At 42.6% G+C, this 19969-nt stretch carries 20 protein-coding genes; 11 read left to right on the plus strand and 9 right to left on the minus strand.

What is annotated here, in order from left to right:
- Positions 1–4 precede the first annotated feature (4 nt).
- The 4 genes from AC4HAI_RS00890 to AC4HAI_RS00905 all read right to left on the minus strand — a co-directional run bounded on the left by AC4HAI_RS00890 (position 5) and on the right by AC4HAI_RS00905 (position 6147).
- On the minus strand, positions 5–1984 hold the full coding sequence (locus AC4HAI_RS00890) for a hypothetical protein (RefSeq protein WP_491110073.1): 1980 nt from the start codon (positions 1982–1984) through the stop codon (positions 5–7).
- Between the two features lie 164 nt (positions 1985–2148).
- Positions 2149–3033 (minus strand): alpha/beta hydrolase, encoded by an 885-nt coding sequence (locus AC4HAI_RS00895; protein WP_491110075.1) that lies wholly within the window; start codon positions 3031–3033, stop codon positions 2149–2151.
- 196 nt (positions 3034–3229) lie between these two features.
- The gene (locus tag AC4HAI_RS00900; RefSeq protein WP_491110076.1) at positions 3230–4501 is read right to left on the minus strand and encodes a 2-hydroxycarboxylate transporter family protein; all 1272 of its coding nucleotides are present in this window, start codon (positions 4499–4501) and stop codon (positions 3230–3232) included.
- A 23-nt stretch (positions 4502–4524) separates the two neighbouring features.
- Positions 4525–6147 (minus strand): malolactic enzyme, encoded by a 1623-nt coding sequence (locus AC4HAI_RS00905; protein ID WP_491110077.1) that lies wholly within the window; start codon positions 6145–6147, stop codon positions 4525–4527.
- A gap of 150 nt (positions 6148–6297) precedes the next feature.
- Here AC4HAI_RS00905 and AC4HAI_RS00910 point away from each other — a divergent pair, with 150 nt between their 5' ends.
- A complete protein-coding gene (locus AC4HAI_RS00910; protein WP_491110078.1) occupies positions 6298–7188 on the plus strand; it encodes a LysR family transcriptional regulator in 891 nt (296 codons plus the stop codon).
- A 1-nt stretch (position 7189) separates the two neighbouring features.
- Complete coding sequence (locus AC4HAI_RS00915; protein WP_491110079.1) at positions 7190–8503, plus strand: hypothetical protein; 1314 nt, start codon at positions 7190–7192, stop codon at positions 8501–8503.
- 11 nt (positions 8504–8514) lie between these two features.
- Here AC4HAI_RS00915 and AC4HAI_RS00920 read toward each other — a convergent pair whose 3' ends face one another.
- The 5 genes from AC4HAI_RS00920 to AC4HAI_RS00940 all read right to left on the minus strand — a co-directional run bounded on the left by AC4HAI_RS00920 (position 8515) and on the right by AC4HAI_RS00940 (position 12203).
- Positions 8515–9510 (minus strand): GIY-YIG nuclease family protein, encoded by a 996-nt coding sequence (locus tag AC4HAI_RS00920; RefSeq protein ID WP_491110080.1) that lies wholly within the window; start codon positions 9508–9510, stop codon positions 8515–8517.
- A gap of 75 nt (positions 9511–9585) precedes the next feature.
- Positions 9586–9999 carry a DUF3021 domain-containing protein gene (locus tag AC4HAI_RS00925; RefSeq protein ID WP_491078211.1) on the minus strand — a complete coding sequence of 138 codons (414 nt, stop codon included), beginning with the start codon at positions 9997–9999 and terminating at the stop codon, positions 9586–9588.
- A 10-nt stretch (positions 10000–10009) separates the two neighbouring features.
- On the minus strand, positions 10010–10468 hold the full coding sequence (locus AC4HAI_RS00930; protein WP_491110081.1) for a LytTR family DNA-binding domain-containing protein: 459 nt from the start codon (positions 10466–10468) through the stop codon (positions 10010–10012).
- Positions 10469–10488: 20 nt separating this feature from the next.
- Positions 10489–11349: an ABC transporter permease gene (locus AC4HAI_RS00935; protein ID WP_491110082.1), complete on the minus strand. Its 861-nt coding sequence runs from the start codon at positions 11347–11349 to the stop codon at positions 10489–10491.
- Positions 11349–12203: an ABC transporter ATP-binding protein gene (locus tag AC4HAI_RS00940; protein WP_491110083.1), complete on the minus strand. Its 855-nt coding sequence runs from the start codon at positions 12201–12203 to the stop codon at positions 11349–11351. Before AC4HAI_RS00940 ends, AC4HAI_RS00935 begins: the two co-directional genes overlap by 1 nt.
- 403 nt (positions 12204–12606) lie before the next feature.
- Here AC4HAI_RS00940 and AC4HAI_RS00945 point away from each other — a divergent pair, with 403 nt between their 5' ends.
- The 9 genes from AC4HAI_RS00945 to AC4HAI_RS00985 all read left to right on the plus strand — a co-directional run bounded on the left by AC4HAI_RS00945 (position 12607) and on the right by AC4HAI_RS00985 (position 19961).
- A complete protein-coding gene (locus AC4HAI_RS00945) occupies positions 12607–13212 on the plus strand; it encodes a hypothetical protein (RefSeq protein ID WP_491110084.1) in 606 nt (201 codons plus the stop codon).
- A 168-nt stretch (positions 13213–13380) separates the two neighbouring features.
- Positions 13381–14670 carry a peptidase U32 family protein gene (locus AC4HAI_RS00950; RefSeq protein WP_491110273.1) on the plus strand — a complete coding sequence of 430 codons (1290 nt, stop codon included), beginning with the start codon at positions 13381–13383 and terminating at the stop codon, positions 14668–14670.
- Between the two features lie 101 nt (positions 14671–14771).
- Positions 14772–14984, plus strand: a complete 213-nt coding sequence (locus tag AC4HAI_RS00955) for a YdbC family protein (protein ID WP_491078216.1) — start codon at positions 14772–14774, stop codon at positions 14982–14984.
- Between the two features lie 168 nt (positions 14985–15152).
- Positions 15153–16034: a hypothetical protein gene (locus AC4HAI_RS00960; protein ID WP_491110085.1), complete on the plus strand. Its 882-nt coding sequence runs from the start codon at positions 15153–15155 to the stop codon at positions 16032–16034.
- Positions 16035–16282: 248 nt separating this feature from the next.
- A complete protein-coding gene (gene xseA, locus AC4HAI_RS00965) occupies positions 16283–17611 on the plus strand; it encodes an exodeoxyribonuclease VII large subunit (protein WP_491078218.1) in 1329 nt (442 codons plus the stop codon).
- Entirely contained in the window at positions 17601–17825 is a 225-nt protein-coding gene (locus tag AC4HAI_RS00970; protein WP_491078219.1) for an exodeoxyribonuclease VII small subunit, read from the plus strand. The genes xseA and AC4HAI_RS00970 overlap by 11 nt, the downstream gene beginning before the upstream one ends.
- Complete coding sequence (locus AC4HAI_RS00975; protein WP_491110274.1) at positions 17818–18684, plus strand: polyprenyl synthetase family protein; 867 nt, start codon at positions 17818–17820, stop codon at positions 18682–18684. Before AC4HAI_RS00970 ends, AC4HAI_RS00975 begins: the two co-directional genes overlap by 8 nt.
- A complete protein-coding gene (locus AC4HAI_RS00980) occupies positions 18677–19504 on the plus strand; it encodes a TlyA family RNA methyltransferase (RefSeq protein ID WP_491110087.1) in 828 nt (275 codons plus the stop codon). The genes AC4HAI_RS00975 and AC4HAI_RS00980 overlap by 8 nt, the downstream gene beginning before the upstream one ends.
- Entirely contained in the window at positions 19491–19961 is a 471-nt protein-coding gene (locus AC4HAI_RS00985; protein WP_491110088.1) for an arginine repressor, read from the plus strand. The genes AC4HAI_RS00980 and AC4HAI_RS00985 overlap by 14 nt, the downstream gene beginning before the upstream one ends.
- The last annotated feature ends 8 nt before the right edge of the window (positions 19962–19969 follow it).

Genomic DNA, 19969 nt, shown 5'->3' on the forward strand with positions numbered 1-19969 from the left:
TTATTTATGGCTGCCGTTGGCCAGTGTTGATGTCGTAATAGTTGCCGTCGGGATCTGTAGCACCTTTGACTTGGCTGCCATCAGCGTTGAAGTAGAGGTTTTGGCCGTTGATAGTTTGGGCGCCTGTTACCCCTTTACCATCGGCATCAAAGTAATACCATTTTCCAGAGATTTCAACAAAGCGATTGGCTACAGCCTTGCCATTTTCATCGAAGTAGTAAAAATCGGTTGTAAAGGCTGTTTTTGAAGGGTTCTTGAAGTAAGTATTAGACGCTTTATGGCTATAAACCTTACCGCTTGGAGCTATAGCATAAAGGTTGAAGTAAACCAGTTGATTAGTCTTTGCTGGGTAGTTAGTGACTTTAGCTAGACCGGTTTGGTCGAGGTGATAGGTGATGCCATCGACGGTAACATCTTGATTGGTTAGGGCTTCACCAGTGTTATTATCAAAGTAATAGCGTGCTCCAGTTGCCGTTGAGTAGAGGGCTCCTTTGATCTGATGCCCATCTTCTTCATCAAAGTAGAGGTGTTTCCCATCGATCGTTTGTGATCCTTTGACGCGCTTCCCATCGTTTCCATAGTAGTAGGTGTTGCTGTTTTCTTCAACGAATTGGTTGGTCACAGCTGCGCCGTCTTCACCGAAATACATGTAGTAAGAATCTACATGATTATCGTATTTGTTTGTAGGGATATGATAGTGGGGAGTACCAGATTTTTCAAACCAGACGCTACCGTGGAACATAGCATTTGGCAGACCTGTCACTTTGGCTGGTACATTATATTGCCATTCTTTGGTATCTCCAAAATAGTAAGTTTTCCCGTCAATTGTAGTGAGACCAGAGACTACTTTACCCTCGTCATCTAAGTAGTAGGTGTTATCATCTTGTGTGATGAATTGGTGTTTGATCAAGGTATTTTCTACCAAGATTCCTGTCTCATCAGGTTGATAAGCTTTTCCTTGATATATTTCAGTGTAATCAATCAAGTATTCTAGATTATTGAGATAGCTTGGGCGAGTGATCAGTTTACCGTCATCGTCGAAATGATAGAGTTTTCCTTCGATTTCTTGGAATCCTGAGACTGCGTTCCCTTTGTCGTCAAAGTAGTAGGTATCCGTTATCGTAGGGCCAATTGGGCTATAGTCGATAGTGTAGCTACGGAAGGCGTTATAAACTTTTTGACCGTTGAAACGGTCATAGTAGTTTATTGTGCCGTCTTCATTTTTAAGTATGCGCCCTTTCCATTGGATACCGCTATCATCAAAGTAGTATTCTTTGCCGTCAATGACTTGGTGACCACGGACCTTGGCACCATCTTGGCCATAGTAGACCCAAGAGAGGTATCTGGAGTCGCTTCTTGGACGAGTTGCGATATAGGCTAGGCGAAAACGATTGGTCCACATCTGTCCATTATCTTGATCGAAGTAATAGTCATTATCACCGATTTTGACTTCTTTACCCTTTGCTTGTTTGCCGTCTTGGTCAAAGTAGAGGCGGGCGCCATCAATGGTCTGAAAGCCTGTGACCTTTTGACCATTTTGGTCAGCATAATACCAATTGCCTTGGTCGTCACTATAAAAACCAGAGGTTGTGGTGACGCTTGTTGCTGATGGTTCAGAGACAGCAGGTTCTTCTTCCTTAGATAGCGGAGATGATGCTGTATCTGTATCTTGTGATTCTGAAGTCAGCACTGTGCTTGCTGCTGTAGACTCTGAAGGCAATTCTTCTTGGGGCGTGTTAGGTGTTTGATTAGCAGCAGGCTCTGATGTGGTGAGTGGGTTGTTGACCACGGCAGTGTTCTGATTAGCAGTTTGTGCTTTGTCATTGGTGTTTGTATCAGCGACGAGTGGTGTCGTTACTTGAGTTTGCTCGTCAGCTGTAACTGGCTTGGATAAAGCGGTAAAGCTAGCCAAGATGACAGCACTGGACAGGGTGAACAGGTATTTCTTGGAAGGTTTCCAAGATAGCTTATCTCGTTTTCTCATGGGTATTCCTCCTAATTTAGCCAGATAGAGCTCCTGTTATGGTAATGAGAGGCCTTCTCTATCCTCTAGTGGTTTTATTTTAGCAGAAATTTAAGATTTTGGTAAGAGAAATTTAAGATTAATTTAAATCAAAAATGGCTAGCCTATCTATCAAAGTATAAGTCTTAGACCAGATGCTTCTTGAAGAAGTTCAGCATTTCTAGGTTACATGCTAGAGCTTCGGGATCTTTACTATTGTAATTAAAGACATGCTTTTTGGGATTGTCCGCTGTGCCGTAGGAGTGAAATTCGTGAGTGATTCCTTTGGCTAATAAGTAGCCATCTAAACGGACAGTACAGTCACGGAGGAAGTCATTATTGGCTGTGGTAAGAAAGAGAGGTGGAAGCTCTTTAGTCATGTAGTCTTCAGTTTGGAGCATATCGTATTTTTCTGCCAAAACTTCAGGTGTGAAGTAGGCTTCTGGTGCGCCCTCAATAACACCTGGTAAGGTCAAAAAGGCAGCTCCACAATGGATGGCACCAGCTCGAACAGTGAATTCTGGTTTAGCATAGCCAAATTTAGCTCGAAAGGTAGCATTGGTTAGGATGGTCAAATATTGACCGGCCATTTGACCGCCAGCGCTATCTCCTATAATAAAGACATTGTCCAGGTCAAGGTCATAATCTTGTCCATGTTGCGCTACCCAGTGCATAGCAAGATTGACATCCTCAAGTTCACTTGGAAAGATAACATCAGGTGCCAGTTCATAGTTGAAATTGACAAAGCCAAAGCCTTCCTTAGCTAGACTGAGGCCGAAGAACTGATAGGTTTCTTTAGTGCCATAAACCCAGCCTCCGCCGTGAATGCTGATGATCGTTGGAACGTTTCCTTGGCGATTTTTGGGTAGGTAGATGTCTAACAGATTCCATTTTTCCTTTGGACCGTAGGCAATATCATCAAAACGCTCAACTTCAGGAATTTCTCTAGGAAGTCCTGCATCACGTTGACTATCAACCATTGTAGCATGTTGTCTGAATGCTTTAGCTGCCTTTATGTCTGCATTCATCATTAGGATTCACCACCTTGCTAAGAATTTTATGTTTTTATTGTAGTGATTTATGGCCAAGAATACAAGAATAAGGTAGACTACCTGATCTAGGATAGATATTGGAGGAATAGCTGTTTGTCAATTTCTCTATAAAAAATAACCTGGATTTCTAATGTGAAGTTCCAGGTTACTTGTCTATTAAATCGGTTTATTTGCTTTAGCTAAAGAGCTGAATCAAGATACCACCTAGGATAAGGATAATGGCCCCACCGAGCCGGTTAGCCATTTGGGCAAAAGCGATCATTTCCATACGATCGGCAGCTGATAGGACAGCGATGTTACCAGTACCTCCCATGGAATTATTGATCATACCGGCACCGATAGCTGTTTCCACTGGGAAGAGTCCGAAGATCTTACCAAGGAACCAACTAGCCAGTCCCATAGCAAGGACAGAGGTCAAGCTGAGGACTAGGAATTGCCAGGTCATGGCAGCAGCCAATTTGGAGAGATCCATCATGGCTAGTCCGATCCCTGCCAAGACGGCATGGGTCAGGTTGGTCATAACCACTTGGTTAAACATCACGACACAATCTTGTAGGGTTTTTGGTACAGTATCGGTGGCCTTTAGGATAAAGACAATGATAATCATAAAGGCATAGCTATGAATCTTAGGAATAAAGGCATTGAGAATGACACCGATAAGGAATAATCCAAAAGCAAACATGAGTCCGACACCGATTTTGGTGGCATCGAGTGTGACTGCAGGTTTTTCCAGCTCATCTTTATCAACCTCGATAAGCACTCCATGACCGTTATATTTTGTCTTGGCAAAGGCTTTGGCGATAAAGATAGCACCAATGATGGCAAAGAGGTTACCAAGGGTTGTGGCTGGTGCTAGTTGGTTGAGGATTTGACCTGCTGGGACATGGAGTTGGCTAGCATAGATCTTAGAGAGGGGAACAATACCAGCCCCCATCCCCCCAGCCATCTGTGCCATTGAAATATAAAGGACAGAGTGGCTAAAGCCTTGCCCCAGCAGCATCCCCATACCGCCAGTTGCAAAGAAACCAATGACCATAGTGGCCAGTGAAATGGGGATAAAGCGAGCTGATGCCTTAACTAAGAGGTTACGGTTCATACCTAGGATAGCCCCACAGATCAAGGCTGCAATGTAGAAATCCAGAAAGCCCCAATCCTGCATAAAGGCAGCTGTCGCATCGATAACAGTCTTGGGCATGATACCCAAGCTGTTAAGCAGGGCAGCCAGCAGTAAGGTCATGACAGATCCTCCACCTAGATAAGTGTTAAAGATCGGCAGTTTTTGGCCAAAGAAGTAGAAGAGATGTCCTAGAAGGACTAGCATGAAAGTAATCCCCAACATGTTGAGGGGAAGTTTCCCCATCCAGATAGTAAGGGCTAAGATGATGACTAAGGCCACATAGAGTGGGAGCTTGACACCAGAAATTTCAATAGCATTGAGTTTTTTCATAATAGCTAAAAGCCTCCAGATTCTTAGTATTCAGGATACCATTTGAGATCTCGAACAGCCTTTGCCATGTCGGTTTCTGTTGCTTGTGCTAATCCTTGCTCTTGAGCTTTTTTAGCAACAGCTTCTGCCACTTTGATAGAGACATCTGGCACATATTTAAATGGTGGAAGGACAGGAGCACCTGGTTGGCCAGGATCAACGAGACCACTGAGTGAATGCGCAGCAGCCCCGATCATTTCATCTGTCAACAGCTTGGCTTCTGAGGCTAGCATACCAAGACCAAGACCTGGGTAGATCAGAGCGTTGTTGGCTTGGCCGATTTGATAGTCAACTCCCTTGTAAGTAACTGTACCAGAAGGTACACCTGTTGCTACGAAGGCCTTACCATCTGACCATTGGATGACTTGTTCAGCAGTTGCTTCTAATTTTTTCGTAGGGTTAGAGATTGGGAAGATGACTGGGCGCTCAGTATTGTTACACATAGCCTTGACGACGTCTTGGGTGAAAGCACCAGCATCTGTAGAAGTACCAACCAAGATGGTTGGTTTAACTGCCTTGATCACATCTAGGAGATTAGTCATGTCTCCAGCGTTTTCAAAGTCCGCTCGTTTCTTGGCAAATGGTTTTTGGGCTGGAGTGAGGTCTTCCATATCATCAAAGAGAAGGCCTTGTGTATCGATCATAAAGAAATGCTTGTAAGCTTCTTCTTCTGAGAGGCCTTCACTGACCATTTCAGCATGGACACGTGAGGCAATTCCAGCCCCAGCAGATCCAGCTCCGTAGCAGAGGTAGACTTGGTCAGTGAGTCTTTCGCCAGTGATGTCAAGAGCACCGAAGATACCACCAAGTACTACAATACCAGTACCTTGGATATCATCGTTGAAGGTAGGGATAGATTTCTTGTAGCGGTTCAAGATGTCAGCCGCAGTTGAGCGACCAAAGTCCTCCCAGTGGAGGTAGAGTTTAGGGAAGAGCTTTTCTGCGGTTTGAACGAATTGATCGATAAAGGCATCGTACTTGTCACCACGCACACGCTCATGGCGGTTACCAAGGTACATGGGATCATTCAAGAGTTCTTGGCGGTTGGTACCTGCATCGATGACAAGGGGCATGACGCATGATGGATCAATCCCAGCAGCAGCTGTGTAAACCATGAGTTTCCCAACAGAAATATCAACCCCTTGGACACCCCAGTCACCGATACCAAGGATACCTTCAGCATCTGTAGCAACAATCAGGCGAATATCACGGTCGCCGGCAGCGTTTTTAAGAGTTTCTTCGATATTTTCTGGGTGGTTAATGTCCAGATAAGCAGCGTATTGTGGATCTACAAAGAGGTGACTGTAATTTTCAATCGTATCTGCGATGACTGGATCATAGACAATAGGATTGAATTCAACCATGTGTTGGTTAAACAAGTGGTAAAAGAGGGTACGGTTAGTGTTGAAAATTTCCATCAAAAAGAGACGTTTTTCCAGATTTGATGGCTTTTGAAGGAAATGTTGGTAAGCCTGTTCGGCTTGTTCTTCAATGGTTTGAACATAAGGTGGTAAGAGTCCAATAAGACCAAGTTCTTTACGCTCTTCCATGGTAAATGCGGTCCCTTTATTTAAAAAGGGATTATTTAAAACGTCATGTGCTTTCATGGGGAAAACTCCTTAAATAATAGAATAGTTACTCGTATGAGTTTTATCATTATAGGAATTTGCAAGTCTTATAGTCAACTTGACCCCATATCATAAATTTTATTTATAAGAGCGTTAAAAATTTGTTAGAATAGACAGCGGAGGATAGACATGAATTTAAGGGATTTAGAGTATTTCAAAGAGCTATCTAAACGAAAGTCATTTACTGCAGTGGCTAAATCTTTTGAGGTCAGTCAGCCCACTATTACCTATGCTGTTAAGCGCTTGGAAGATCACTTTCACTGTGACCTCTTTATCAAGAATCCTTCTCATCGCTCGGTCGTCCTGACCCAAGAAGGTGAGATTTTAGACAAGCACATTGGGGTTATCTTGAGTGAACTTGCCATTTCAGAAAAAGAGATGGAGCGGGTCCATCACCATGAGATTAAGGTTGGTTTGCCACCGATCATTCGTGCTAGGATTTTATCTGAATTGATCCAAAAGGGTGAAGACATTTCTTTTATCTCAGATATCCAGATGACGGGAGAGGAAGGTTCTGTCGATCTCTTTCAACATTTGATTAGTGGGGATTTGGATTTTAGTCTGATTGGTAGTTTACATGTGCTGGATCATCCTAAGCTAGTCACCAAGGAGCTCTATCAGAGGCCTTTTTATGTGATCGTCTCAGAGAAGCATCCCTTATCACAACGCCAATCGATTAGGTTTGAGGAGGTGTTGGAAGAGCCCTTTATCTTACTGGATGAAGGGCACACTCACTTAGAGGCCTTTAATCATCTTAACGAACGCTTTGATAATCGAGCCAAGGTTGCCTACAAATTATCGGAAGTGTCTTTGATTGGTCAGATGGTCCGTGAAAACCTAGGCATCACCTATATGACAGACTTTTTCTTCTTTTCAAATGATGAAGGTCTGGTTAAGATTCCTGTGCAGGGGGATAGCAACCATTTTCATGTCAGTTACGCCTACTCAAAAAATACTGTCTTGTCTCCTGTTATTCAAGAATTCATCTCCCTTTTAGAACAGATTGAAAGAGGAAGTTAAAATGAAAAAGTTGGAGTCAACTATTCTTCAAAGTAAATTACTATTTCCTTATGCCATTTTCTTAATAATTGACTTAGTTTCTTTGATTTGGATTTATCATGATCGAACACAGTATTTTACTACACCAAAGCAGAGACACTTTTTCCTTATAGTTTTTATCGCTAGTTTGTTATTTTATTTATGTAATTGGTGGTTTAAGGACAAAGTAAGTATATATTTGCCATCTTTTGGTGAGTGGTTTAATCTGAAGAACACTCAAAAAATTCCTAAACTATTATCGGCTATTGTATTGTCTTTTAGCTACTCGTTAAAATATGTATTTACAGTGGTGGTATTGCTGCTTTTATATTCTAAAAATGGTAATGGTATTGTGTTGATTTTGTTATGCCTAGCCACAGTAATTTATATATCCATGTTTCTGAATTATCTATCAGAAAAATCTGGTTTTGCTGTGATAGCTGTAGCATTCCTATTAGCATGTGCTGTAAGTATGTTGGGGATACAGTCAGGATTTTTGAATTGGACCTTCATTGCGCTTATCTTTACCACATTTTTCACCTCAATTTTGGATAGTAAACTCATTAGGCTATTTGGAGGGAATCAGTTTAAAATTGCTGAATCAATGACAGAAGAGGTGGAAGACTTTTTATTTGAAGTAAAAATAAAAATGAGTCTACTTCTTCTTATGTTGTATCTATCCTTATCGATGTCGGAATATATAAGGGGCAGTGGAGAATTTCTCTTTGCCGCACATTATCTTTTTGGACAGGGGAGTTTAGCTGCTATAGGGATATGGGTATTAAATGTTTATGCAAAAGTGCTGATATTTTTACTTGCATGGATGATATATAAAAACTTTGCTGATGTTAGTCTAGATTTTATAAGGTTAAAATTGCTGAAGCGTTTTAGCCCCGATATGAAAAAGCAAAAGAATATTAATGGTAGATACTTAGTTGTGTTAGTTTTTATTACGATTTTCGACATAATTATTTTTGGAGGGGCTTATTGTTTTTCACATAAACACATAGATGATTATCAAGGTCATTATGTGGCAGTAACCTATGATTCTGAAAATCAAACATTTAAATTTGCTAAGCTTAAGAAGAGCCCAGATCAATTTGATATTCACACCAGAAAGTTTTTATATAAGAAAGAGGTTCAAGATGTGAATGAGGGGGCAATGTCTTTTAGTGGTGAGCGTTTCGAAGGTTTCTATAGATTTGATGGCTTCCTGAAAATTAATGATATAGATGGAAAAAGTTATTATTACGTAAGAGAAGATTCAGAGGCTTATAGAGAAGTACAATCGAAATAGAGCACAGTTAGCTAGCTGTGCTCTTTAATGTAATCTAGTTTTTCCTGCCGTGTTTTTTGTTTGAAGCGACTTTCAGCACTCATTGCAGCATTCTTGTGATTGAACGTTTCGGAGTAGATTAACTTGACGGGCAGGCGGGACTTGGTGTACTTAGCCCCTTTTCCAGCATTGTGGGTGGCGAGGCGCTTGTCGAGGTCGGTTGTGTAACCGGTGTAGAGGCTGCCATCAGCACATTCTAGGACATACATATAGGCTTTGTGGTCTTTGCCAAAATAGATGTCATGGATGTCATCGGTATAGTCGCCATTGTCCTTGTGGACGATGAGCGGCGGTAGGACTTTCATCCCATCGAGGGAGCCATCTTTGATGGCCTCGACTAAGATCATATTGGCTGCCTTATCTTTTTTAGGATAGACAAATTGGATACGTTTAGGCGCTAGCTTGTAATTCTGCAGAGTTTCCATAATTTCTAGGAAGCGGTCAGGCCGGTGCACAAGGGCTAGGCGTCCTTTGGTCTTTAAGGCCTGCTGGCTGATTTTACAGATAGCTTCTAGGTTGGTTGTGATTTCGTGGCGGGCTAGGAGGTAGTGCTGGCTGGCATTTTTTTTAGAGGTTTCAGTGGCCTTAAAATAGGGTGGATTGCATAAGATGAGATCTACCTTTGAACGAGGGACGTGCTGGAGGAGATTGTCCAGATCGTCATGGACCATGGTGACCTGATCTTGGAGATTGTTTAAAGTAATGGAGCGCTGTCCCATATCAGCCAGGCGCTCTTGGAGCTCGATCTCGACGATTTTAGCCTTGGTCTTGGTTGATGCAAAAAGTCCAACGGCTCCATTTCCAGAGCAGAGGTCAACGATTAAACCCTTGGATGGAAATTTGGGGAAGCGTGATAGCAGCACACTGTCGACAGAGTAGCTGAAGACGTCTTTATTCTGAATAATTTTAACATCGGTTGAAAAGAGCTGATCAATGCGCTCTCCTTGAAGTAAATGTGGCTTAGTCATAGTCTTTATTATAGCACGGGAAAAAGAGAGAGGACAAGCTAAGAAATAGAGAAAGTGGGACTCTTATCTTACTGCTTATGGCTTGTTGGAATGAGACTTTTTCTTTTCTTCCAGTACTTGGTTGATGCGGTTGGTACGATTAGCAAAGGATAAGGAGGACAGGCACCAAATAGTAACATAAACCAGTAGAAAAGTGGCTAGAAAGGGAAGGGTGAATGGATTGGTGATCTTATTTAGCAAGGTCATCAAGGCAACCAGTGCATAGACTAGACAAAAATGTAGGCTAAGTCCGGCAAGCAGTGATAAGCGATCCCATATAAAAATCATGCTCACTAGACCGATAAGGGCACTGATCCACATCACCGTTGCAATTTGTGCGACAGATTGTGTCTGTGCGTGTGTCATCAATAGCAAAAGCGTATAAGTGACTCCTCCAAAACCAACTCCGATGATAGCAAATTTAAAGATTGTTTCAATTTTTTTAATCATATTTATGCCCTCACAATCCTAGCTTCTTTTCGAGATTTTTTAAATACCAGCGACTGACATGTATCTTTCGTCCCCCTCTTAAAAAGGCAACCATATTTCCAGAAAAACTGTTTTCCAGCGCTTCTAAGTAGTTAATATTGATGAGGCATTGTTTTGATACTTGCACGAAGTCGGAATTTTTGAGCTGGTTCTGAAATTTATAGAGTCTCTCTTTGATCAGGTATTGACCTGTCAGAGTTTCTAAGACGAGGTTGGATCCATCCACTTCGACTGATAATAATTGATTCGTTTTAATCATGTCGATTCTGTCCTTGGTCTTTATGGGCAGAAATAGTGGAGATTTTGCTTGATAAGCTGCTAGGTATTCCAGTAACTCTGTGACAGCTGGTGTATCCTGGTTGCTGCGAACAATAATCTGAATGTTATCGTCATCCAGATTTATGATGTCTTCAAATTTATAGTCTACCAAATCCTGTCTCCCTCAACTTTCTAGGTTATAGCCGTTTTATTCGTTTTACGATAGGTGATGAGCAGGTGAGCTAGGAGCAATCCTAAGCAGATAAGGATGATTCCAACTGCTATTAAAATATTCTGTGTTAGATTCGTCAATCCATTCCAATTCAGTCCAATTCCTAGAAATTCTTTGATCTCAATGCCTTTGATGCTGGCCCGATGAGGAATATCTTCTACTAGGATCTGTCTAAAAGCTGCAGCACTGTAGGCACTGGGTGTTATTTTAACAATGGCTTGAGCACTGTCTGGTAGGGCGCCGATTGGCATATAGACACCTACTAAAAACCCAGAAGCAGTCCCAATAATGATTGAAAAGCGATCTGCAGATTCTGATGTTTGGAACCGCTGTGCTAAAAGTAGGCTTAAGCTAGCTCCCAAACTGGCGGAAATCAGCATGACACCTAGCATTGGTATGGAGGTGTCCCATTGAAAAGCTAAGCCGTCTTGGTAGAAAAAGTAAACCGACATGATCAGGTACATGACTATCTGCATGATGAGACCAATGAAGGTGCTGCTTAGTAGATAGCCCATCTGCAAGGAGAAAAAGGAGGTGTCTGTCAATAGGAAGTCATCGAGACAGTGTTTTTCACGATCTCGGATTAAACGGCTTGTCCCGGTCCATGTCGTTGTCATACTGGTCACGGCCAGTGTTCCTCCAATAACCCATTGGTCCAGAATTTTTTCAGCGTTCTTGATGGTTTGGAAAGAATCCACTAGATTCTTTTGCAGGAAGATAATATAAAGGGCAAAAGCGATCCAGGCTCCTAAAAGTGAGAAGAAAAGACTGGCTTTATTGCTAAAGTAAAGTTGACAATTTCTTTTGGCAAGGGCAAACATTAGGGCATCTCCTTTCCTGTGATGGCCATGAAGGCTTCGTTGATCGTTCCTGCCTTAAATTCAAAATCTGAAAGCTGGTAGCGGTACTGAGTTAGAAAATCGAGGGCATCCTGTGAGGTCATTCCCTCAATCATCAAGCCTCCCTCAACTTTTGTAATAGGGAAGTCAAGATTGGTGATAGTCCTTGGGTCGATCCCTCTGATATAGAGTTGTGTCTTGGCATATAAGTGGATGAGTTCTTGAGCAGTGCCCTGGGCTAAAAGACGTCCATGATCGATGATATAGGTCATATCGGCATTTTGAGCTTCTTCTAAATAATGGGTCGTTAAAACAATAGTAAGTCCTTGTTGCTGCTTTAAGTGATGGAGCAGCTCCCAGATCATTTTTCTGGTTTGAATATCCAGTCCTGTTGTTGGCTCATCTAGAAATAAGATATCTGGCTTGTGTAGGAGGGCACGGGCAATATCGACACGTCTACGCTGTCCTCCAGATAGGGTGCCATAGGCTTGGTCTAGAAATTCATCAAGACCAATGAGGATGATTAATTCTTCTAACCAGGCTTTATCCTTATTTTTATATAGTTTGGCTCTATTTTGTAGATTGTTACGAACGCTCAGTTCATCGTCGAGGACACTGTTTTGAAAGACGATGCCAATTTTTAAACCAGCTTCTTTAGATATATGTCCTGAGCTGGGCTGCTCTAGGCCTGTTAGCATGCGAATGGTTGTTGATTTTCCAGCACCATTTGTCCCCAAATAAGCCACTAAACTGCCTCTAGGGATAGAGAGATCTAGGTGGTTGACGACGGTTTTATTCCCATATGTTTTGCTTAGTTTTTTTGCTTGAATAAGCATGGCTTTCTCCTCGTGTTAAAATATAATCTAGTATAGCACAGTAGAGTAGGCAAAAGAAGCTATTGAGAGCTAAGTGGTAGCGGTCAGAAGCCAAGTGGTAGATTGGGCTTTCTGTTTTTGCACTAAGGTTGATATTATTGGTCCATAAGAGGGGCATCAGCAAAAAGAGATAACGGATTGTTTATTGCAATTTTTAAGCAGCAGCCTACCATTAGTTAGTGTGGATTTGGGAGGCTCTCCAGCAGAGCTTGTTTGGTGATTTTTTTGAATTTTCTAGATAAAGGGCGTAAAATAAATGTGTTAAGATTTTCTCAATCTAGGTAGATGGGCTTATTGTTGGTGCTAGATTGAGCACTGTTCTGCCATCTGTTTTGTAGGTTTGAGAAAGGAGAGGAGATAGTCAATGAAGTTAAATGAAGCAAGAGTAGGTGGTCTCTACCGTGTGGAGGCTATTTACAGTGATGAAATTGGTGGTCAAGATCCAATGAGTCTAGGGATTGAACTGGGTACCTCCCTAAAAGTCCTAGCCATTTCTGGTAAAACAGCTACAGTTCTAGCAAATGATCAGCAGTTGGTATTAAATGATCAGCTAGCAAACAGTCTAGAGGTGAGTCAAGTTGCTGAGGAGGCTGATGTAGTTGATACAGGGGAGCAAGACAAGGCGGTATCATCTCCCGATCAGCAAGCGGGAAATGGCAGTTTGCCTATGGAAGAGCCTGCTGCTAAGCCAGTAGCAACAGGTATCAAGGTGGTCAGTATCTTATTTTGGCTCCTTGGTCTTGTTCTAATGTTTTCAGGGATTATGCTGGGCTGGTTTGAGCACTTTCCTATTATTGTACCTGGGATCATTTTATTTATTGGAATTGAATCCCCTATCATGTTGTACTTTGTTTTTAAGATGAATCGACCAGAAGGTAGGCAGAAAAATTCTGGTAATTATTATTTGAGTCTATTATTTGTAGATTTTCTTTTCTTTATTTTTTTGGTCATGAGTCTATTACTGCCATGATGTATTTCTTAGAGATTGAGTTATCGGCCTGTCTTTTAGATTTTTTTGATTTTCCTAGGTAAAAGGAGTAGAATAAGTTTGTTATTATTTTCTCAATCTAGCTGGAAGAACGCTATGTTTGGTGCTGGAATGAGTGATATATTTCAACTATCTTGCAAATAGGAGAAGATTATGTCTGAGGTTAAAAAGCGCCCTGAGGTTCTAGCCCCTGCAGGGACATTGGAAAAATTAAAGGTTGCAGTTCTTTATGGTGCTGATGCTGTGTTTGTAGGTGGTCAGCAGTACGGTCTTCGCAGCCGTGCAGGTAATTTTAGCATGGAAGAGATGCGAGAAGGAATTGAATTTGCCCATGAGCATGGTTCCAAGGTCTATGTAGCTGCTAATATGGTAACGCACGAGGGCAATGAGCAAGGAGCCGGCGAATGGTTCCGCCAGCTGCGTGATATGGGATTGGATGCGGTTATCGTGTCTGATCCAGCCTTGATTGAAATTTGTGCAATAGAAGCACCGGGTCTTGAGATCCATTTATCGACGCAAGCCTCGGCTACCAATGTTGAAACTTTCCATTTTTGGAAGGATTATGGCTTGGCACGTGTGGTTCTGGCGCGTGAGGTTAGCATGGAAGAGCTGGCGGAAATTCGTCGCCGTACCGATATTGAAATCGAGGCCTTTGTACACGGAGCTATGTGTATCTCTTATTCTGGTCGCTGTACTTTGTCCAATCATATGAGTCACCGTGATGCTAATCGGGGTGGCTGCTCTCAGTCCTGTCGTTGGAAATACGATCTCTATGATATGCCATTTGGGCAAGAGCGTCGCAGCTTAAAAGGGGAGATTCCAGAAGAGTACTCTATGTCAGCTGTTGATATGTGTATGATTGATCACATTCCAGATATGATTGAAAATGGTGTGGATAGTCTTAAGATTGAAGGACGTATGAAGTCAATCCATTACGTCTCAACGGTAACTAATTGCTATAAGGCTGCAGTTGATGCCTATATGGAGAGCCCAGAAGCCTTTTATGCCATTAAGGATGATCTTGTCAATGAGCTTTGGAAGGTTGCTCAACGTGAGCTAGCGACAGGTTTCTATTATGGTACACCTAGTGAAAATGAGCAGCTTTTCGGGGCTCGTCGTAAGATTCCACAATACAAATTTGTTGCTGAGGTCGTCTCTTTCAATCCAGCATCAATGACAGCAACCATTCGTCAACGCAACGTTATTCACGAAGGAGACCAGGTTGAATTTTATGGTCCTGGTTTCCGCCACTTTGAAACAACTATCGAAGATCTTCATGATGCTGATGGCAACAAGATCGATCGTGCACCCAATCCAATGGAATTGCTTACTATTACAGTACCGCAAGCTGTTGAGCCGGGTGATATGGTGCGTGCCTGTCAGGAGGGCTTGGTCAATCTTTATAAAGAAGATGGATCCAGTCAAACGATTCGTGCCTAAGGGCGATATTTTTACGGATAAATAAGTGAGCCCAAGTGATCACTATAGTTACCAATAATAGTATTATGAGGGACTTGTCTTAATACGAAGGAGGTGTTTAGATGGCAGACTTTACATTTGAGATCGAGGAAAAGCTGCTGGTTCTATCTGAAAATGATAAGGGCTGGACCAAAGAGCTCAATCGTGTTAGCTTTAATGGGGCACCAGCCAAGTATGATATTCGTAGTTGGAGTCCGGATCATGAAAAGATGGGGAAGGGTATTACCCTAACCAATGATGAATTTAAGGCTCTGGTTGATGCCTTTAAACAGTAAAGATTTTTCTCTTTTTTGATGAAGTGACCTGCTCTTGATTAATGATAGAGCAGGTTTTTTGCTGTTAGGAACAGTCTTGTAGGAGATAAATCGCTAGAAATATAGTATAATAGGGAAAATTATAGATTATCAGTTAGGGTTTAGCAAACTGATTACTGAGGATACAGGATGAAAAGATTTGAAGAAGACTATAGACATGCGATCGCTAAGAGTAGTATCCGAGGCCTAGGTAACCCTCAAGTCAAGAAGGAATTGCAAGATCGCATTCAAAGACTGGCTGACAATCTGGAGCAGGCACAGGACGAAGAGGAACAGCATGAAATCCAGTTTCTCTTGGATCGTGCTAGGGGCGATTATCAAAAGTATTTAGCAGAGGAAGGGAAGATGGTTGCCATGATTCGTGAGGATAGGCGAGTGCGAGAAGAGCGGGAGCGCCAAATAAAGCGTCAGAGGTATCAGATCACAGCTATTGTTGCAGTTGTGGGTATCGTTCTTTTCTTTGTGGTTGGTCATATCATTGCTAATCGTCGTGGTGCTGCTAAGGAAGCTGCTGCCAAGGCTGCCTTTCAGCACAAAGATGCTAATTCCCAGAAAGAATCTCAAGCATCACAGGATAATAAGCTAGAGGAAGGGGAATTGGTCCCTAAAAATCTGGTTGGGACCTGGACTGGTACACAAGGCGGTGTCGAGATGACCCTGATATTTACTGAGGATGGAAGCGTCACTATTCGTACAGATACAGCAGATGGCAGCTATACTGAGTCACAAGGAACGATCATCACTTCAGAATCAGTGGATGATAACACCTTTAAAATTGTCGGTTACGAAGGCTTTGTGAGTCCTAGCCAGTTGGATGCGCAAGTGCAAAGCGATGAAGTTGGCTATCAGCTAGGAAAGGGTGGTAAGACCTTATACGGTGTTCATTGGCCAGTGGCTCAAGCTAGCTATACGGATGATTATGGTGAGAGTCAGACTGAGTCATCGACTAGCGATGGGGCGTCTGACTATGAGGTCGATAAAGAAAATGTCTTTGTCAAGAGTGAAGACTAGCTCAATTGCAGGGGAGTTGGTTTCGAAAAAAGACTGAGCCCTAGCAATTATGGTAGTTAAGTCAATAGTGAGGTAGGCTGACAGTCCTATCTCTTTTTGCTTACTAGGGTTTTCGATGGGGATTGGTATTGATGAGAAGAGTTAACCTAGTTTGCTTCTGGCTATTCTCCCCTTATTTTCATAGCTCTATTGTTTAAAATTTGCTATAATATAAACTAACATATTATGCTTTATAAGGAGGTCAGACCTTGCCTGATTATTTGTCCGTCAGCTCTTTGACCAAATATTTAAAACTAAAATTTGATCGTGATCCTTATTTAGAGCGGGTCTATTTGAGTGGTCAGGTGTCAAACTTCCGAAAGCGTCCTAATCATCAATATTTTTCTTTGAAGGATGAGGGGGCGGTCATTCAGGCGACCATGTGGGGAGGCGTCTATAAGAAATTGGGCTTTGAGCTAGAAGAAGGGATGAAAATCAATGTTGTCGGGCGTGTCCAGCTCTATGCGCCTAATGGCTCTTACTCTATTGTGATCGAGCAGGCACAGCCAGATGGTATTGGAGCCTTGGCGGTTCAGTTTGAGCAACTTAAGGCTAAACTGACTCAGGCAGGCTATTTTGCTTCTGAACACAAGCAGCCCCTGCCTCAATTTGTCAAAAAGATCGGTGTCATCACTAGCCCCAGCGGAGCAGTCATTAGGGATATTATCACCACGGTTAGTCGTCGCTTTCCTGGTGTTGAGATTTTACTTTTTCCAACCAAGGTTCAAGGTGAGGGTAGCGCCCAGGAAGTAGCTGATAATATTGCTAAAGCTAATGAGCAGGAGGATCTGGATCTCTTAATTGTTGGACGTGGAGGGGGCTCTATTGAGGATCTCTGGGCCTTCAATGAAGAAATCGTGGTTCAGGCTATTTTTGAATCTAAATTGCCCCTTATATCTAGTGTAGGCCATGAGACTGATACGACTCTAGCGGATTATGTTGCCGATCAGAGGGCTGCAACGCCTACTGCAGCAGCAGAGTTAGCGACGCCTGTAACTAAGGCTGATCTTTTATCTTGGGTCAGTCAGGCTCGTCAAAGGGCTTTTCAGGCTACCCAGAGGCGTTTGGCTCAGTCTAATGAACGTCTGACTCAGCTCAGCCAGTCAGTTATTTTTAGGCAGCCAGAACGCCTGTATGATGGGCATTTCCAGCAGTTAGACCGTCTTAAGGAGCGTTTGACCAATCAGTTGCGTCACCAGTATGCACAAGCCTTGCAAGAAGAGCGGTTACTGAGACAGCGTCTAGCAGGAGTGGATTTGGATAAGCGTCTTCACTATCTGCAGGAGGGCCTTGACCAGCAGAGACAGTCCCTGATCTATCGCATGAAAACGCTGATTTCGGCCAAGCAGGCACGATTTGATAAGGCTCAAGGGTCGCTGCTATCTCTTGATACGAGTAGAATTGTTGCGAGGGGTTATGCTATTGTTCGTAAGGATAGTAAGCCAATTACGAGTATCAAGGATGTAAAAGGTGGCGATGCTTTGACTTTGGAAATGAAGGATGGACAGATAAAGGTAGAGGTGAAAAATGCCAAGTAAGAAAAAAACATTTGAAGAGAATTTACAAGACTTAGAAACCATTGTGACCAAGCTTGAAAATGGGGATGTCCCTTTAGAAGAGGCAATCTCAGAGTTCCAAAAAGGGATGCTTTTATCCAAGAATTTACAAAAAACCTTGGCGCAGGCTGAAGAAACTCTAGTGAAAGTGATGCAGGAGGATGGCAGTCAAACTGAATTGGAGTCCCATGAATAAGCAAGATGGTATCGATCAGGCAATCAAGCAGTTTTATGGGGAAAAGCAAGTATCAGAGCGTCTTGTTGAAGCTATTCTTTACTCTGTCAATGCGGGCGGGAAACGTCTGCGCCCTCTGATTCTCCTTGAACTTTTAGAGGGATTCGGGGTTTCGCTTCAGGAAGCTCATTATCAAGTCGCTGCAGCGCTAGAGATGATTCACACTGGGAGTCTAATCCATGATGACCTCCCGGCCATGGATAATGATGATTATCGTAGGGGGCGTCCAACCAATCACAAGCAGTTCGATGAGGCGACAGCTATTTTGGCGGGTGATAGTTTGTTTTTAGATCCCTTTGCCTTGATAGCTCAGACAGATCTACCTGACTTGGTTCGTCTTGAACTCATTCGTCAGTTATCTCTTGCTTCGGGAACCTTTGGCATGGTGGCTGGACAGCTGCTTGATATAGCAGGCGAGGGCCAGCAGCAGAGCTTTGAGGAGCTCCATGCGATTCACAGTCATAAGACTGGTAAGTTACTAGCTTTTCCTTTTCTTGCAGCTGGTATCCTAGCCCAGGTAGATAAAATAGCTATCGAAGCGCTTGGTCGAGCAGGTATCCTGATTGGAACAGCTTTTCAAATTAGAGATGATATTCTGGATGTCACAGCGAGTTTTGAAGAGCTTGGGAAAACCCCTCAAAAAGATCTTAAGGCGCAAAAAACTACCTATCCTAGCCTCTTTGGTTTAGAGGAATCTTACCAGATGTTAAACCAAGCCTTGGATCAAGCAAGGGCTATTTTTGATCGTCTTAGGGAAGATCATGGACTGGATTCAGAGTCCAGTCTTGATATCATAGAAAGGTTGCGGTTGCATGGCTAAGGAACGTGTTGATGTCCTAGCTTATAAGCAAGGCCTTTTTGAGACAAGAGAGCAGGCTAAGCGTGGTGTAATGGCTGGTCTGGTGGTATCTGTCTTGGATGGTCAGCGCTATGATAAGCCAGGTGAGAAAATATCAGATGATACAGAGCTTCGCCTTAAAGGTGAAAGGCTTCAGTATGTCAGCCGTGGCGGTCTTAAATTGGAAAAAGCCTTGCGGGTCTTTAATCTTTCTGTGGCAGATAAGATAACGCTGGATATTGGGGCCTCTACTGGTGGCTTTACAGATGTGATGCTTCAAAATGGTGCCAAGCAGGTCTATGCTATTGATGTTGGGACCAATCAGCTGGTCTGGAAACTCAGGCAAGATCCTAGAGTTATTAGTATGGAGCAGTATAATTTTCGCTATGCCAAGGTTCAGGATTTTGATCAAGGATTGCCTCAGTTTGCCAGTATAGATGTGAGTTTTATTTCCTTGAGTTTGATCTTACCCCCTCTAGCTAGACTATTAGCTGAAGGCGATCAGGTTGTCGCTCTGGTCAAACCCCAATTTGAGGCTGGTCGACAGCAGGTCGGTAAGCATGGTATTGTTAAGGATGCTAGGATTCATGAAAAAGTTTTAGAGCGTGTGGCGTCTTTTGCTCTAGAATGCGGATATACTATTAGGGACTTGGACTTTTCTCCGATTCAAGGGGGTCACGGCAATATTGAATTTCTGATGGATCTGGAGCGATCTAGTCATCCAGAGAATACGATCGGCTCAAAAATTGCTACTACAGTAGAAAAAGCTCATGAGGAGTTTAAAAAAAATGAAAAAACATGAACGTTTGGAATTGTTGCGTCAAATTGTTTTAGATAATGAGATTGAAACTCAGAATGATCTTGTTGCTAAGCTAGAAGAAAACGGTCTAAAAGCGACTCAAGCGACTATTTCAAGAGATATTAATAGCTTGGGTATCATCAAGGTTCCTGGTAAATCTGGAAAATATATCTATGGCTTTTCCAAAGAGAGTGCACGGGAACTGATGACTCCCTTGCAGCGTGCCTGTGAGTATATTATCCAGATTTCAGACTTGACACCAGGTCTGGAATATTTGATTAGTATCAGGGTTGAACCAGGGAGCACAAATTTTTTAAAGCGTTTGATTTTAGAGGAATTTTCAGACGTCATCTTCAGTGTGCTTGCTGATGATGATACGGTTCTGATTATCTTTAAGTCGCCAGAGCTTGGTGAGGAAGTGCGTGAAGATCTGGTTAACTGGACGGCCCATTATCATTGATTTGAGGA

The sequence above is a fragment of the Streptococcus sp. ALY_208 genome (assembly GCF_058314295.1).